The sequence below is a fragment of the Micromonospora desertarenae genome, assembly GCF_056150265.1.
Genome location: NZ_JAXCFQ010000003.1, coordinates 449,772 through 464,348 on the forward strand (window position 1 = coordinate 449,772; position 14,577 = coordinate 464,348).

At 74.7% G+C, this 14,577-nt stretch carries 16 protein-coding genes; 7 read left to right on the top strand and 9 right to left on the bottom strand.

The genetic code is table 11. The features are described from left to right. Positions 1-7: 7 nt before the first annotated feature. The 4 genes from SM577_RS08010 to SM577_RS08025 form a co-directional block, all read right to left on the bottom strand. Positions 8-817, bottom strand: a complete 810-nt coding sequence (locus SM577_RS08010; protein WP_474580566.1) for an ABC transporter permease — start codon at positions 815-817, stop codon at positions 8-10. Then, positions 814-1,788, bottom strand: a complete 975-nt coding sequence (locus tag SM577_RS08015) for an ATP-binding cassette domain-containing protein (RefSeq protein WP_302917854.1) — start codon at positions 1,786-1,788, stop codon at positions 814-816. The genes SM577_RS08010 and SM577_RS08015 overlap by 4 nt, the downstream gene beginning before the upstream one ends. A 184-nt stretch (positions 1,789-1,972) precedes the next feature. After that, complete coding sequence (locus tag SM577_RS08020) at positions 1,973-3,595, bottom strand: acetolactate synthase (protein WP_474586578.1); 1,623 nt, start codon at positions 3,593-3,595, stop codon at positions 1,973-1,975. Between the two features lie 97 nt (positions 3,596-3,692). Further along, positions 3,693-4,466: an enoyl-CoA hydratase-related protein gene (locus tag SM577_RS08025; RefSeq protein ID WP_474586579.1), complete on the bottom strand. Its 774-nt coding sequence runs from the start codon at positions 4,464-4,466 to the stop codon at positions 3,693-3,695. Between the two features lie 110 nt (positions 4,467-4,576). On the opposite strand from SM577_RS08025, the gene SM577_RS08030 reads away from it, so the two are divergent. Further along, on the top strand, positions 4,577-5,053 hold the full coding sequence (locus tag SM577_RS08030) for a DUF6232 family protein (RefSeq protein ID WP_474580580.1): 477 nt from the start codon (positions 4,577-4,579) through the stop codon (positions 5,051-5,053). Here SM577_RS08030 and SM577_RS08035 read toward each other — a convergent pair. Beyond that, positions 5,050-5,451, bottom strand: coding sequence for a nuclear transport factor 2 family protein (locus SM577_RS08035; RefSeq protein WP_474580563.1), 402 nt, complete (start codon positions 5,449-5,451; stop codon positions 5,050-5,052). The genes SM577_RS08030 and SM577_RS08035 overlap by 4 nt on opposite strands. Positions 5,452-5,578: 127 nt before the next feature. On the opposite strand from SM577_RS08035, the gene SM577_RS08040 reads away from it, so the two are divergent. Together SM577_RS08040 and SM577_RS08045 are read left to right on the top strand one after the other, a co-directional pair. Then, positions 5,579-6,061, top strand: coding sequence for a DUF6232 family protein (locus SM577_RS08040; RefSeq protein WP_474586580.1), 483 nt, complete (start codon positions 5,579-5,581; stop codon positions 6,059-6,061). A gap of 43 nt (positions 6,062-6,104) precedes the next feature. After that, complete coding sequence (locus tag SM577_RS08045) at positions 6,105-6,833, top strand: hypothetical protein (protein WP_302917859.1); 729 nt, start codon at positions 6,105-6,107, stop codon at positions 6,831-6,833. Between the two features lie 6 nt (positions 6,834-6,839). On the opposite strand, the gene SM577_RS08050 is transcribed toward SM577_RS08045, so the two are convergent. Next, positions 6,840-7,298, bottom strand: coding sequence for a rhodanese-like domain-containing protein (locus tag SM577_RS08050; protein WP_302917860.1), 459 nt, complete (start codon positions 7,296-7,298; stop codon positions 6,840-6,842). Between the two features lie 72 nt (positions 7,299-7,370). Between SM577_RS08050 and ftrA the strand changes: the two genes are divergently transcribed. Beyond that, positions 7,371-8,369, top strand: coding sequence for a transcriptional regulator FtrA (ftrA, locus tag SM577_RS08055; RefSeq protein ID WP_474586581.1), 999 nt, complete (start codon positions 7,371-7,373; stop codon positions 8,367-8,369). A 17-nt stretch (positions 8,370-8,386) separates the two neighbouring features. On the opposite strand, the gene SM577_RS08060 is transcribed toward ftrA, so the two are convergent. Continuing rightward, a complete protein-coding gene (locus tag SM577_RS08060) occupies positions 8,387-8,959 on the bottom strand; it encodes a hypothetical protein (RefSeq protein WP_302917862.1) in 573 nt (190 codons plus the stop codon). Between the two features lie 185 nt (positions 8,960-9,144). On the opposite strand from SM577_RS08060, the gene SM577_RS08065 reads away from it, so the two are divergent. Next, entirely contained in the window at positions 9,145-10,500 is a 1,356-nt protein-coding gene (locus SM577_RS08065; protein WP_474586582.1) for a BTAD domain-containing putative transcriptional regulator, read from the top strand. Between the two features lie 72 nt (positions 10,501-10,572). Here SM577_RS08065 and SM577_RS08070 read toward each other — a convergent pair whose 3' ends face one another. Together SM577_RS08070 and SM577_RS08075 are read right to left on the bottom strand one after the other, a co-directional pair. Next, positions 10,573-11,469 carry a ribokinase gene (locus SM577_RS08070; RefSeq protein ID WP_302917864.1) on the bottom strand — a complete coding sequence of 299 codons (897 nt, stop codon included), beginning with the start codon at positions 11,467-11,469 and terminating at the stop codon, positions 10,573-10,575. A 21-nt stretch (positions 11,470-11,490) separates the two neighbouring features. Further along, positions 11,491-12,333 carry an ABC transporter ATP-binding protein gene (locus tag SM577_RS08075; RefSeq protein ID WP_302917865.1) on the bottom strand — a complete coding sequence of 281 codons (843 nt, stop codon included), beginning with the start codon at positions 12,331-12,333 and terminating at the stop codon, positions 11,491-11,493. Between the two features lie 131 nt (positions 12,334-12,464). Between SM577_RS08075 and SM577_RS08080 the strand changes: the two genes are divergently transcribed. Beyond that, entirely contained in the window at positions 12,465-13,490 is a 1,026-nt protein-coding gene (locus SM577_RS08080) for an ABC transporter ATP-binding protein (RefSeq protein WP_474586583.1), read from the top strand. Then, positions 13,487-14,500 carry an ABC transporter permease subunit gene (locus tag SM577_RS08085; protein ID WP_474586584.1) on the top strand — a complete coding sequence of 338 codons (1,014 nt, stop codon included), beginning with the start codon at positions 13,487-13,489 and terminating at the stop codon, positions 14,498-14,500. Before SM577_RS08080 ends, SM577_RS08085 begins: the two co-directional genes overlap by 4 nt. Positions 14,501-14,577: the final 77 nt, after the last annotated feature.

Below are 14,577 nucleotides of genomic sequence, written 5' to 3' on the forward strand. Positions count from 1 at the left end.
CCGCTGGTCAGACCCGACGCCGCAGCCCGCGTACGGCCAGCGGGGCGAAGATGGCGGCGAGGACGCCCGCCCAGAGCAGGGACTGCACCACCGGCGCGGCCACCGGGCCGCCGACCAGCAGGCCGCGCAGCGCGTCGGCGAGGATGGTCACCGGGTTCACCTCGACCCAGGACTGCAGCCAGCCGGGCATGGTCTCGGTCGGCACGAACGCGTTGCTGGTGAAGGTGAGCGGGAAGATCACCATGAAGCCGAAGATCTGCACCTTCTCCGGCTCGTTGACCAGCACCCCGACCAGCACCGAGATCCAGGACGCGGCCAGCGAGAACGCCAGCAGCAGCGCGAACGCCCCGAGCAGGCCGAGCAGCCCGTTCTCCAGCCGGAACCCGAGGATCATGCCGACGCCGACCAGCAGCGACACCGACCACGCCTGCTTGACGGTGTCGGCGAGGATCCGCCCGGCCAGCGGCGCCCAGCGGGCGATCGGCAGCGCGCGCAGCCGGTCGAACACGCCCTTGGTGAGGTCGTTGTTCAGCCCGAAGCCGGTGGTCATGGTGGCGAAGAAGGCGTTCTGCACGATGATGCCGGGCAGCGCGAAGGTCAGGTAGTCCCCCGGCGAGCCGGAGATCGCCCCGCCGAACACGTACGTGAAGAGCAGTACGAACATGACCGGCTGGATGCTCAGGTCGAGCAGTTCCATCGGGTTGTGCTTGATCTGCACCAGGCTGCGCCAGGCCAGGGTGAGGGTGTGCCGCAGCCCGGCGGTCGGGCCGAGCCGGCGGGCCGGGGTGAGCGGGGCGGTCACGGTGGCGGCGGTCATGCCACGCTCCCTTCCAGGTCGGCCCCGGCGGGGGCGTCGGTCTCGGCCCGGTGGCCGGTGAGCGAGAGGAAGACCTCGTCCAGGCTGGCGCCGCGCAGGGCCAGCTCGGCGACGGGGATCTCGGCCGCTTCGAGGCGGCGGACCACGGCGGGCAGCACACCCGGGGCGTTCACCGGCACGGTGACAGTGGTCTGGACGACCTCGGGGGTCGCCCCGGCGACCTCGGCGGCGATGGCCACCACGGTGGGCAGGTCGTCGGCGTCGGCGGGGCGGACGGCCAGCGTCTGCCCGCCGGTCCTGGTCTTCAGCTCCTCCGGGGTGCCCTGGGCGATCACCCGGCCGTGGTCGACCACCGCGATCTCGCTGGCCAGCTGGTCGGCCTCCTCCAGGTACTGGGTGGTGAGCAGCACGGTCACCCCGTCGGAGACCAGGTTGCGGACGATGTCCCACAGCTCGTTGCGGCTGCGCGGGTCGAGCCCGGTGGTCGGCTCGTCGAGGAAGAGCACCTGCGGCCGGCCGACCAGACTGGCGGCGAGGTCGAGCCGGCGGCGCATGCCACCGGAGTAGGTCTTGGCGGCCCGGTCGGCGGCGTCGCTGAGGTGGAAGTCGGCGAGCAGCTGCCGGGCGCGGGCCTTGGCGTCGGCCCGGCCCAGGCCGAGCAGCCGGCCGATGAGCAGCAGGTTCTCGAAGCCGGTGAGCGTCTCGTCGACGGAGGCGTACTGACCGGTCAACCCGATGAGCTGGCGCACCCGGTGGGCGTCGCGCACCACGTCGAAGCCGCCCACGGTGGCGTGCCCCTCGTCGGCCCGCAGCAGGGTGCTGAGCACCCGTACCGCGGTGGTCTTGCCCGCCCCGTTCGGGCCGAGCAGGCCGAAGACCGTCCCGGTGGGTACCGCCAGGTCGACTCCGGCGAGGGCGGTGGTGTCGCCGAAGCGGCGCACCAGACCCTCCGCACGGATCGCGTGCTCCATCGCCACTCCTGTCGTCTCCGTTGGTGGCCGCACCGTGACCGGTGGCGACCTCCCACGGCGCTGACGTTACGGCGACAGGCGCTCACGGTGCGTCGATTTTCCTGCTGGCAGAGCCCGTTCAGCTGCGGGTGAAAACGCGCCCGCCGCCGTCGCCGGGTGACGGCGACGGCGGCGGGCGGTGGTCTCAGGCCAGGTTCGACGAGCGGGGGTACGCGTCGGCCGGGTCGGTCAGCACGTTCACCAGGTACGGCACCCCGGCGTCGAAGGCGCGCTGCAGGGCCGGCCCGAGGTCGGCCGCCTTGGCGACCGTCTCGCCGGCCCCGCCGAGGGCGCTGACCACCTGGTCGTAGCGCAGCTCCGGCTGGAGGTCGGCGGCGACGTCGTAGCCGTACATGGCGCGCATCGGGTGCTTCTCCAGGCCCCAGATGCCGTTGTTGCCGACCACGATCACCACCGGCAGCCGCTGCCGGGCCAGCGACTCCACGTCCATCAGCGAGAAGCCGGCCGCGCCGTCACCCATCAGCACGCAGATCTGCCGGTCCGGGTGGCTGACCCGGGCGCCCATCGCGTAGCCCATGCCGGTGCCGAGGCAGCCGTACGGGCCGGGGTCGAGCCAGGTGCCGGGCTGCGCCGGCTCCAGGTAGCGGCCGGCGTACGAGACGAAGTCGCCGCCGTCGCCGATGGTGATGGCGTCGCGGGCGAGCACCTTGCGCAGCTCGCCGTAGACCCGGGCCGGGCGGATCGGGTCGGTCTCGGCGGCCATCTCCTCGGCGTCGCGGGCCCTCGCGGGGTCCTCGGCGGTGCGCAGCTCGGCGATCCAGCCGGCGTGGTCGGCCCGGTCGCCGGGGTGCTCGGCCAGCGCGGTGAGGATCAGCCGCAGGTCGCCGGCGGGCGCGGCGGCCGGCTGGACGTGCCCGGCCCGCTGGCTCGGCGCGTCGACGATGTGCACCACCGTGGCGTCGCCGAAGTCGCCGAAGCTCAGCCGGAAGTCCAGCGGGGTGCCGATCACCACCACCACGTCGGCGCCCTTCAGCGCCACCCGGCGGGCCTTGGCGAAGGCGAGCGGGTGCTCCGGCGGCAGCGCGCCCCGGCCCATCCCGTTGGTGAAGACCGGCACCTGCAACGCCTCGGCCGCGGCGCGCAGCGCGTCGACCGCGTCGCCGGCGTAGACGTCGGAGCCGGCGATGATCACGGGGCGGCTGGCCGCCGCGATCAGCTCCGCCGCCGTGCGCACCTCGTCCGGGTCGGCCTCGACGGGCGCGATGCCCGGTAGCGCCGGCAGCTCGGCGTCGGCGACGGAGAAGACCGCCTCCAGCGGGAAGTCCAGGAAGACCGGCCCGCGGTGCGGGGTGAGCGCGGTGGTCAGCGCCGCGGTCACCGCGCGCGGGATGTCGTCGGGGCTGAACACCGTCTCCGCGTGCTTGGTGACCGGGGCGACCAGCGGCAGGTGGTCCATCTCCTGGAGGCTGCCCGAGCCCCAGCGGAACTGCGGGGCCCGGCCGCCGAGCACCAGCACCGGCGAGGCGTTGAAGTACGCGCTGGTCAGCCCGGAGATGCCGTTGGTGACGCCGGGGCCGGCGGTGAGCACGGCCAGGCCGGGGCGGCGCTGGAGCTTGGCCACCGCCTCGGCGGCGAAGACGGCGGACTGCTCGTGCCGGACGTCGTAGATCGGGAAGTCGTTCTTGTGCGCGGCGTCGTAGAGCGGGAAGACGTGCCCGCCGGAGAGGGTGAACATCTCCCGCACCCCGTACGCGCGCAACGCCGCGAGCGCCAGCTCGCCGCCGTGACCTTCGATCCGCTCCGTCATGCCGCTTCCCTTCGTCGCCCGGCCGGAGTCACACGCTACTGGCCGGTAGGCCGAATGTGAACCGCCGCCTGGCGGCGGCGGTTCACCGGCGCAGGGGTCACCGGCCGGTGAAGTCCGGCTTGCGCTTCGCCACGAACGCGGCCATGCCCTCGCGCCGGTCGTCGGTGGCGAACAGCGCCGCGAAGAGCTGGCTCTCCCAGGCCAGGCCCGAGTTGAGGTCCATGTCCAGGCCGCCGTCCACGGCGAGCTTCGCCGCGCGCAGCGCCTGCACCGGGCCGGTGAGGTACGGGCGCACCAGCTCGACCGCGGCGTCGTAGACCTCGGCGGCCGGGGCGACCCGGTCGGCCAGGCCGATCCGCAGCGCCTCCTGGGCGTCGACCATCCGGCCGGACATGATCAGATCCTTGGCCCGGGCCGGGCCGACCAGCCGGGCCAGCCGCTGGGTGCCGCCGGCGCCGGGGATGATGCCGAGCTTGATCTCGGGCTGGCCGAGCTTGGCGTCCTCGGCCACCACCCGCCAGTCGCAGGCCAGCGCCAGCTCGCAGCCACCGCCGAGGGCGTAGCCGGTGATCGCCGCGACGACCGGCTTGGGGATCCGGGCGATCGCGCCGAGCGCGCTGGACAGGTCGGCCGCCCGCGCCGCCATGTCCACGTAGGACATGTCGGCCATCTCCTTGATGTCCGCGCCGGCGGCGAAGACCTTCTCGCCGCCGTACACGATCACCGCGCGGACGCCCGGGTCGGCGGTGGCCGCCGTCGCGGCGGCGCGCAACTCCTCCTGCACCTGGGTGTTCAACGCGTTCATCGGCGGCCGCTCCAGCCGGATGGTGCCGATCCCGTCCTTGGTCTCCAGCCGCACGAACTCGCTCACGCGCACCCTCACTTCCTCGTCGAAGTCGCGTGCCAACCTTACGGCGCGGCCCGTCCGGGTAAGTAGTCTGGTATCAGCCCCGCTCCGGGAGTTCAGCGATGAGACCAGCGATGATCACGTACTACGACGACAGGTCGGTCCAGGTCACCTCCACCGCCGTACGGGTGGACGGCCGGACGTTTCCGCTCACCGAGATCAGCATGGTGTGGCACCAGCGCGGCAGCCGGTCCTGGCGGGTGCTGGCCGGCCGGGGCGCGATCGGCGCGGCGCTGGCCGGGCCGCTGGTAGCGGCCGCGCTCGGCATCGCGCTCGCGCTCCGGCTGGACCGCTCGCCCACCGTCACCATCGCGATCGTCGGCGCCTCGGTGCTGGTCGGGCTCGCCGTCGGGCCGGTCGCCGACTTCCTCTTCGAGCACCTGGACCGCTCGTACGCCCGGGGCAGCCGGCAGTTGGAGCTCTGGGCGCGCTGGCGCGGACACCCGGTCCGGCTGCTGCGCACCGGCGACGCGCTGCGCTTCGGCCAGATCTACCGCGCGGTGCAGCGGGCGGTGGAGCGGGGCCAGCCGGCGACGGTCCGCCGCGGTTAGCACCCGATCGGGCCGTCCGGCAGCATGCCCAGCCCGCGCAGCAGGCCGAACAGGTCCTGCTCGCCCCAGAACTGGACGATCACGCCGCCGGCCAGCCGGTACATCTTGCACGCGCTCTGCACCGCGGTGGCGCCGGTGGCGTCCCGCCGGTAGGTCTGCGCCAGCGAGACCACCACCCGGTCCGCGGCCGCGAAGAGTTCGACGATCTCCTGGTCGAGCACGGTCAGCCCGGGCGAGGCGACCGCCTGCTCGACGAAGTGCCGGCCGCGCACCGCGCCGCCGGAGCCGTAGATCGCCACGTCCTCGGCCACCACCGCGCGCACCTCGGCGAGGTCCTTCGTGACGAAGGTCCGCAGGTAGCGGCGGACCACCTCGACGTTGCGCTCCTGCTCGGTCATGCGCCCGGACGCTACGCGACGGGTGGCCGCCGCATCGCCCCGGTCAGCCCTTCCGACGACGTGGGCGGCCCAGCTCCACAGTGGGCGGCCCGAGCGCCCCGTTGCCGGGAAGTGCTAGAGCTTAGTGATGACCCTCTATTACCGGGACGACGCGGTGCAGGTGACCTCCGAGTCGATCCGGGCGGGTGGGCAGGTCGTGGCGATCGCCGACCTGACGTACGTCTGGCATGCCCGCGGGCGGACCACGGCGGCGGTCCGGGGTCGGGTGCTCGGCCGGGGCGTGCTGGTCCTGCTGTTGTCGCTGCCGCCGCTGGTCGCGGTGGTCTGCGTGCTCTCGCTGGCCTGGTCGGCGCAGGACCGGGGCGAGTGGCGGCTCGCGCTGGTCGTCCTGGCCGCGTGCGCGGTCGCCGCGCTGGCCCTGGCCCCGTTCCTGGAGGTGCCGCTCGGCTGGCTGGACCGCTCCTACGAGCGCGGCAACCGGGTGCACGAGCTCTGGGTGCAGCACCACGGGCGGGAGGAGTTGCTGCTGCGCACCCCGGACGCGCTGCGGTTCGGCCAGATCTACCGCGCCGTGCAGCGGGCCGTCGAGCAGCACGGGCCGGTCGACTGACGCCGCCGGGCGGTTCTCGCGGCGACGACGCACACTTGGTGCCATGGCGATTCCCCTCCCCCGGCCCGGCGCGGTCGTCGGCCTCACCCGCTCCGCCCTCGACCAGGCCCTCGGCTCGGCCGCGTCGTTCGCCGCCGTGCCCGTCCGCGCGTTCGCGGTGCTCGACGGGGTGGAGGCGTTGCTGGCCCGGATCAACGGCGTGGTGGACCGCATCGAGCAGACGCTGGACCGCACCGACCGGGTACTCACCGACGCCGAGGCCGCGGTCCGCGAGGTCGCCGTGATCAGCGCCGCCGCGACCGCCGCGATCGACACCGCCACCGAGGTGGCCGCCGCGGCCACGGCGGTGGTCACCGAGGCCGACAAGGTGGCCCGGACGGCCGCCACGGTGGTCGCCGAGGCCGACTCGGTGGCCGGCCGGGCGGCGGCCACCGTGGGCGCCGCGGCGGAGGCGGCGGCCACCGCGGCCGAGCTGCTGACCGCGTACGAGCCGGCGCTGCGCCGGGCCGCGCCGATGGCGAACCGCTTCGTCGAGCAGCTCAGCCACGAGGAGGTGACCGCCGCGATCCGGCTCGTCGACGAGCTGCCGAAGCTCAAGCAGCACCTGACCTCGGACATCCTGCCCATCCTGGCCACCCTCGACCGAGTCGGCCCGGACCTGCACGACCTGCTCGACGTGACCCGCGACCTGAAGCTCGCGGTGGCCGGCATCCCCGGGCTGAACATGCTGCGCCGGCGCGGCGAGAAGCTCACCGACGACGCCGAGGGGTGACCGGCGTCAGCAGTCGCAGGCGACGGCGGCCCGGGGCGCGGTCAGGTCGTCGACCGGGCGGCGGGTCAGCCCGGTCCCGGTGACCACCGGCAACCCCTCCCGCACCCAGTACTCGTACCCACCGATCAGTTCCTTGACGGTGAAGCCGAGCCGGGCGAACTCCAGCGCGGCCCGGGTGGCGCCGTTGCAGCCCGGGCCCCAGCAGTAGGTGACCACCCGGGACCCGGCCGGCACCAGGCCGGTGGCGCGCCCGGCGATCTCGGCGGTGGGCAGGTGCACGGCGCCGGGCAGGTGCCCCTGGGCCCAGGCGGCGGCGCCCCGGGAGTCGACCACCACCAGGTCGGGCACCCCGGCGGTCAGGTCGGCGTGCACGTCGCTGACGTCGGTCTCGAAGGTGAGCCGGGCGAGGAAGTGGGCGGCGGCGACCGCCGGTTCGGCGGCCGGCACGGCGAAGGTCTGCGTCATGCCGATGATCCTCCGGCGGCGCCGGCCGACCGGGCGAGTGGCGGGAACGACGACGAGCGCTAACATCCCGCCATGCCCCTGCGCGCTCCGGCCGGCCGCACCGTCGCCGTGCTGGCGTACCCGGGGATGTCGGTCTTCGAGACCGGCATCGTCACCGAGGTGTTCGGGCTGCCCCGGCCCGAGTTCGACGTGGACTGGTACGAGCTGACCGTCTGCGCCGAGCGGCCCGGCCCGGTGCCGGTCGTCGGCGGGGCCACCCTGCACACCCCGTACGGGCTGGACGTGCTGGCCGCGGCCGCGACGGTGATCGTCCCCGGGGTGCCGGACGTCACCGCCGACCCCTCGCCGGACCTGGTCGCCGCCCTGCGCCGGGCACACCGGGCCGGCGCCCGGATCATGTCCATCTGCTCCGGGGCGTTCGCCCTCGCCGGCGCCGGGCTGCTGGACGGCCGGCGGGCCACCACCCACTGGCGGTACGCGGACCTGCTGGCCCGCCGGTATCCCCGCGTCGAGGTGGACCCGGACGTGCTCTACCTCGACGACGGGGACCTGCTGACCAGCGCCGGCAGCGCGGCCGGCCTGGACCTCTGCGTGCACCTGGTCCGCCGGGACCACGGCGCGGCGATCGCCAACGCGGTCGCCCGCCGGCTGGTGATCCCGCCGCACCGCGACGGCGGCCAGGCCCAGTTCATCGAGGCGCCGGTGACCGTCGACCCGGACGACGACCGGATCGCCGGCAGCATCGCCTGGGCGCTGGGGCACCTGGCGGAGCCGGTCACCGTCGACCGGCTGGCCCGGCAGGCGCACATGTCGCCGCGCACCTACCTGCGGCACTTCGCCCGGGCCACCGGCACCAGCCCGATCCGCTGGCTGGTCGACCAGCGGGTCCGGGCCAGCCTGCCGTTGCTGGAGGGTACCGACGCGCCGGTGGCGGAGATCGCCGCGGCCGTCGGGTTCGACAGCCCGGTCACCTACCGCCACCACTTCGGCCGGGCCATGCGCACGTCGCCCTCGGCGTACCGGCGGGCCTTCCGCAGCGGCACGGCGGTGGTCCGTCCCGGTACCGGCTGAACCGGGCGGCGCAGGACTCAGTCCACGTCGGTGCAGACGTCGTGCGTGGTGCCGCGCAGCATCGTGATGGTCTTGTCGAACGTCGGGGTGAACTCGACCCGGAACACCCCGTCCACCAGCCACAGGCCGCGTGGCAGCGAACCGGCGTTCTCCCGGAAGCCGAGCAGCACCGGCCCCACCACGTACCAGGTCATCGAGCCGTCCGTGCCGTGCACGACGAGCGCGGAGCCGCTGGCGTCCGCCATGCTGGTGGCGCCGGTCTCCAGGTTCGTCACCTCGTCGATCAGAGCGCCGGTGTAGACCTCCCGCTTCGGCGAGCCGTCCGGGTAGGTCTCCAGCACCAGCTTGCGCACCTCGTCCACCACCGGCTGGACGCGGACGGCGAAGTCGCACCGCGCCCCGGCGGGCAGTTCGAACGCCTCCTGCGGCGCCGGCACCCAGCCGTCGAGCCGGCTCGCCTCGGCGAGCGCGGCGGCCAGCTCGGCCGGCACGGTCGGCGTGGCGGCGGGGGCGGCGGGCGCCGCCGTCGCCGTGCTCGCGACGAACACCGCTGCCGCCAGGGCCGTTCCGACACTCGTACTCCACCGCATGATCGCTCCCTCTGTTCTCGACGGTCGGACCGGATCAGCGTCACCGGCGCCCCTGACCACGTCCTGACCGCGGCGGCCGCGACACAGCCGCCCCCGCCCGCCGGGTCGGCCGCCGGCACCCGGGAAATCACCAGCCGCTCACCGCACCGGCAACCGTCCACGGCGGCCAGGTGGTCTGACCGGGTATGGACTTCCGACTGCTCGGCCCCTTCGAAGCGCGTCAGGACGGTCAGCCCGCCGAGCTCGGCAGCCGCCGGCAGGAACGGTGCATCCTCGGCGTCCTGCTGCTCGACCCGGGCCACCTGGTCAGCACCGACCGGCTCATCGAGCTGCTCTGGCACGGCCAGCCGCCCGCCTCGGCCCGCGGCGCCGTGCACACCTACATCGGCCGGCTCCGGGCGTCGCTGGCGCCCCACCGGGTCCGGATCACCACGCGGGGCGAGGGCTACCTCGTGGAGCCCGACGGGCACCGGGTCGACGTCGAGGAGTTCAGCCGCCTCGTCCACCAGGCGAGCGGCACCGCCGAACCGGCCGAGCGAGTGCGGCTGCTCGACCGGGCGCTCGGGCTCTGGCGGGGACCGCTGCTCGCCGACACGGCCGACGACGAACTGCGCGGCCGGTTGGGCGGACCGATCGAGGAACTCCGGCTCACCGGCGTCGAGTTGCGGGCCGAGGCGCGGCTGGCGCTGGGTCACCAGGCCCGGGTGATCGGTGAGTTGACGCCACTGGTCACCCGGCACCCGACCCGGGAACGGCTGGTCGCCTCGCTGATGACCGCGCTGTACCGGGCCGGCCGGCAGGCCGAGGCGCTCCAGCTGTACCGGACGACCCGGCGCACGCTCGTGGCCGAGCTCGGCGTCGAGCCGGGCATGCGGCTGCGCGAGGTGCATCGGGGGATCCTCCGCGCCGACCACCGGCTCGACCGGCCCGACCTGCCCGTCTACGAGGTACGGGTGCGTGGCGAGAACCTGCCGTGGAGCGTCGGTGGGCATCCGGCGCTGGAGTTCTGCAACACCTTCGCCGGCTGGCGCCACGAGCCGCCACTGCCCGGATCGGAGTGGCTCCGCGGCTACCCGACCCTGGCGGTCTGGGCCGGCCACGTGGGGTTGGTCGACGACGTGGCGGTGGGGCGGCTGCTCGACCTGGCCCGGCGGAACCCGGACGAGGCCGCCGCCACGCTGAACGAGGCCCGCGCGCTCCGCGCCCGGCTGTACGCCTGCCTGACCGATCCGGAGGACCGGGCCGCGTTCGACGCCGTCGCGCGGGCCGCGGAGGCGGCCGCGAAGACGATGGTGTTCCGGCGCGAACCCGACGGCCGGGGACGGTGGTGGCCCGATCTCTCGGCCGGACTGCGGCTGCCCGTGCACGCCGCGGCGTGGAGCGCCGCCGCGCTGCTGGCCGATCCGCGCCGGCTCACCGTCCGCGCGTGCCCGGACGAGCGGTGCGGCTGGCTCTTCCTCGACGCGAGCGGCCTACGCCGCTGGTGCAGCCTGGCCACCTGCGGCCGCTCGGCCGCCCAAGCGCCGTGCCGCAGCGCCTGAGCCCCGCCGCGCCCCGGGCACCGGCCTCGGACTCCGGACCGGAGCGGGCAGCCGCGGCGGTCGCTGCCCGGATCAGGCGGGGACGTACAGCTCGTCGATCTCGGCCCGGCGGGGCAGCGCCACCGAGGCGCCCAGCCGCCGGGCGCACGCCGCGCCGGCCGCGGCCGCCCAGCGCACCGCGTCGACCAGGTCCCGCCCCTCGCCCCAACCGACGGCGAGGGCGGCGGTGAACGCGTCGCCGGCTCCGGTGGAGTCGACCACGTCCACCTTCACCGCCGGCACGTGCACGTCGGTGCCGTCCCGGTCGCCGTACCAGGCGCCCTCGGCGCCCAGTGTGAGCACCGCCCGGGGCACCAGGTCGAGCAGGGCGCGCGGCTCGTCCCGGCCCCGGCCGGTGAGTGCCCGGGCCTCGTTCTCGTTGACCACCAGCAGGTCCACCGCGGCCAGCAGCTCGGCGGGCACCGGCCGGGCCGGCGCGGCGTTGAGCACCACCCGGGTGCCGGCCGCGCGGGCGGCCACCGCCGCCGCGGTCACCGTCTCCACCGGCACCTCCAACTGGGCGACCAGCACGTCCGCGTCTCGTACGGCGGCCAGTTCGGCCTCGGTGAGCGCGGTGAACGCGCCGTTCGCGCCGGGGGTGACCAGGATGGCGTTCTCCCCCTCGGCGTTCACCATCACCAGGGCGACGCCCGAGGCGCCGTACACCACCCGCAGCTGGCTGGTGTCCACCCCGGCAGCGGTGATCCGGGCCCGCAGGGTGACCCCGAACGAGTCGGAGCCGATCGCGCCGAGGAAGGCGCAGGCGGCGCCGGCCCGGGCGGCGGCGACCGCCTGGTTGGCGCCCTTGCCGCCGGGCACCGTCACGAAGTCCGTGCCGAGCAGGGTCTCCCCCGGCCGGGGCAGGGCGGGGGCGGTGGCCACCAGGTCCATGTTGGCGCTGCCGACCACGACGACCCGGGTCTGCCGCACGCTGGCCTCCTTACCGCGGCGTCAGGCCGCGCGAGCCGTGTACCGGTCGCCGGAGCGCTGGACCACCAGCGGCAGGCCGAAGGCCTTCGAGAGGTTGTCGCCGGTGAGCGTCTCGCCGAGCAGCCCCTGCGCCACCACGCCGCCCTCGCGCAGCAGCAGCGCGTGGGTGAAGCCGGGCGGGATCTCCTCCACGTGGTGGGTGACCAGCACCATCGCCGGGGCGTCCGGATCCTGCGCCAGCTCGGCCAGCCGGGCCACCAGGTCCTCCCGGCCGCCCAGGTCGAGGCCGGCCGCCGGTTCGTCGAGCAGCAGCAGCTCCGGGTCGGTCATCAGGGCACGGGCGATCTGCACCCGCTTGCGCTCCCCCTCGGACAGTGTGCCGTAGCTGCGCTCGGCGAGGCCGCCGACGCCGAGCTGGCTCAGCAGCGCGCGGGCGCGGGCCTCGTCGGTCGGGTCGTAGCTCTCCCGCCAGCGGCCGACCACCGACCAGGCGGCGGTGACCACCACGTCGGTGACCCGCTCGTCGGCGGGCACCCGCTCGGCGAGCGCGGCGGTGGAGAGCCCGATCCGGGTCCGCAGCTCGGTCAGGTCGGTACGGCCGATCCGCTCGCCGAGCACGTACGCGCTGCCGGTGGTGGGGTGCAGCCGGCCGGCCGCGATGTTGAGCAGGGTGGTCTTGCCGGCGCCGTTGGGGCCGAGCACGACCCAGCGCTCGTCCAGCTCGACCCGCCAGGTGAGGTCGTGCAGCAGGGCGGTGCCGGACCGGCGTACGCCGACGCCGTCGAGGCTGACCACCAGATCCGCGTCCACGGGCGGGGGTGCGGGTGCGGCGCCGCCGGCGCCGGGGATCAGGTCACCAGTCACCCGACCATCCAACCACGCAGCGCCGTAGCGCCCCCCATGGGCGGCGGGCCGGCCGTATGGTGGGGCGCCGTGTCGTTGGTCACCCCACCCGGAGGACGCTTCATGCCCGGTCGGAGCAGGGAGCCGCGCGGATGAGCGCGGTCATCGAGATCGAGGGTCTGCGCAAGACCTTCCACAGCCTGCGGCACGGTCGCCGGGTGGCGGTCGACGGCTTCGACCTGCTCGTGGAGCCCGGCCAGATCCACGGCTTCCTCGGTCCGAACGGCTCCGGCAAGACCACCACCCTGCGTGCCCTGCTCGGCCTGGTCCGCGCCGACGCGGGGCGGATGACGGTGCTCGGCGCGCGGTCGCCGGAGCAACTGCCCCGGGTGTCCGGGCGGGTCGGGGCGATCGTGGAGAGCCCGCGGTTCTTCGGCAACTTCACCGCCCACCGCACGCTGCGGCTGCTCGCCCGGGCCGGCGGCGTTCCGGTCTCCCGGGTCGACGAGGTGCTGACCCAGGTCGGCCTCTACGACCGGGGTCACGAGCGGGTCAAGGGCTATTCGCTCGGCATGAAGCAGCGCCTCGCGGTCGCCTCCGCCCTGCTCAAGGACCCGGAGCTGCTGATCCTCGACGAGCCCGCGAACGGGCTGGACCCGGCCGGCATCCGGGAGATGCGGGACCTGATGCGGTCCTTGGCCGCGGCCGGGGTGACCGTGCTGGTGTCCAGCCACATCCTGGCCGAGATCCAGCTGATCTGCGACCACGTCACGATCATCTCCCGGGGCCGGCGGGTGGCGGCCGGCCGGGTGGACGAGGTGCTGGCCGGCTTCGACCGGCACGAGTTCCTGGTCCGGGTGGCCGAGCCGGCGCGGGCGGTCGAGCTGCTGGGCGCCGCCGGGCTGACCGCCACGGCGCACGACGACCACCTGACCGTGGCCGACGTGACCGACCCGACCCTGGTCAGCCGCACCCTCGGCGAGCAGGGCCTCTGGGTGGGCGAGCTGACCCCGCTGCGGCCGGACCTGGAGAGCGTCTTCCTGGAGCTGACCGGCACGGCGGGGCATCCGGGGGTGCCCCGGCAGGTGGACGACTCGGTACTGCCCGACCGCCCGACGCGGGACGGGACGATCGACCTCGACGCCGGGGTCGGCGAGACCAGAGAGGTGGACGCGTGAACCTGGTCCGTGCCGAACTGGAGCGGCTGAGCGCCCGGCGCTTCGTCCAGCTCATGGTCGTCCTGCTGGTACTGGCCTTCGGGATCACCGCGGCGACCACCCTGGCCGGCTCCCACCGGCCCACCGCCACCGAGCTGGCCGAGGCGCAGCGGCAGGCGGCCGAGGAGCGGCGCAACCTGGAGGTCATCCACGAGCAGTGCCTCGCCCGCGAGCGCGGCGTGCTGCCGCCGGAGCAGGCCGACCAGTACTACCCGCCCAACTGCAGCGAGGTGGACCCGGCGCTGCGGGAGCGGCTGCCGGTGGCCGCCGACTACCTGGTCGGGGTGTTCACCTTCGCCACGGAGGCCCGGCCGCTGCTCTACTTCCTGATCGCCTTCCTGGTCCTCTTCGGCTTCCTGGTGGGCGCCTCCTACATCGGCGCCGACCTGAACTCCGGCGGCGTGGTCAACCTGCTGCTGTGGCGGCCGCGCCGGATGACGGTGCTCGGCGCCAAGCTGGGCACGCTGCTCGGCGGGGTGCTGGCGCTGTCGCTGGTCGCGTCGGTGGTGTACCTGGGCAGCTTCTGGTTCATCGGGCAGGCCGCCGGGCAGCCGGGCCATCTCGACGACCAGTTCTGGCGGTCGCTGGGCACGCTCTGGGGTCGCGGCCTGGTGCTGGTGGTGCTGGCCACGGCGCTCGGCTTCGCCATCGCCACCCTGGGCCGGCACACCTCGGCGGCGCTCGGCGCGGTGGCCGCGTACCTGGTGGTGTGGGAGCTCGGCGCCCGGCTGGTGTTCGAGATCCTGGAGGTGGCCCGGCCCGACCAGCTGATGCTCTCCAGCCACCTGGCCGCCTGGCTGACCGGGCGGGCCGAGTTCTGGGACAACCAGGCCTGCGCCGGCGTCTTCGACGGCAGCTGCGACGGCTTCTACACGCTGACCTGGGCGCCGGCGCTGGTCGTACTGGTCACGCTGACCGCCGCGCTCACCGCGGCGGCGTTCGCCCTGTTCCGCCGGCGGGATCTGATCTGAGCCCGCCGGGCACCCGGCCGGGGTGCGGCAACACCTTGCAGCACTCCGGCCGATGGTGAAGAATTCCTTCACATGAC

Excerpts from the sequence above, each read along its gene's own strand:
- ftrA (WP_474586581.1), top strand. The coding sequence starts at position 7,371 with ATGCCCCTGCGCGCTCCGGCCGGCCGCACCGTCGCCGTGCTGGCGTAC.
- SM577_RS08015 (WP_302917854.1), bottom strand. The coding sequence starts at position 1,788 with ATGGAGCACGCGATCCGTGCGGAGGGTCTGGTGCGCCGCTTCGGCGAC.
- SM577_RS08020 (WP_474586578.1), bottom strand. The coding sequence starts at position 3,595 with ATGACGGAGCGGATCGAAGGTCACGGCGGCGAGCTGGCGCTCGCGGCG.
- SM577_RS08060 (WP_302917862.1), bottom strand. The coding sequence starts at position 8,959 with ATGCGGTGGAGTACGAGTGTCGGAACGGCCCTGGCGGCAGCGGTGTTC.
- SM577_RS08010 (WP_474580566.1), bottom strand. The coding sequence starts at position 817 with ATGACCGCCGCCACCGTGACCGCCCCGCTCACCCCGGCCCGCCGGCTC.
- SM577_RS08030 (WP_474580580.1), top strand. The coding sequence starts at position 4,577 with ATGATCACGTACTACGACGACAGGTCGGTCCAGGTCACCTCCACCGCC.
- SM577_RS08050 (WP_302917860.1), bottom strand. The coding sequence starts at position 7,298 with ATGACGCAGACCTTCGCCGTGCCGGCCGCCGAACCGGCGGTCGCCGCC.
- SM577_RS08040 (WP_474586580.1), top strand. The coding sequence starts at position 5,579 with ATGACCCTCTATTACCGGGACGACGCGGTGCAGGTGACCTCCGAGTCG.
- SM577_RS08065 (WP_474586582.1), top strand. The coding sequence starts at position 9,145 with ATGGACTTCCGACTGCTCGGCCCCTTCGAAGCGCGTCAGGACGGTCAG.
- SM577_RS08035 (WP_474580563.1), bottom strand. The coding sequence starts at position 5,451 with ATGACCGAGCAGGAGCGCAACGTCGAGGTGGTCCGCCGCTACCTGCGG.
- SM577_RS08045 (WP_302917859.1), top strand. The coding sequence starts at position 6,105 with ATGGCGATTCCCCTCCCCCGGCCCGGCGCGGTCGTCGGCCTCACCCGC.
- SM577_RS08080 (WP_474586583.1), top strand. The coding sequence starts at position 12,465 with ATGAGCGCGGTCATCGAGATCGAGGGTCTGCGCAAGACCTTCCACAGC.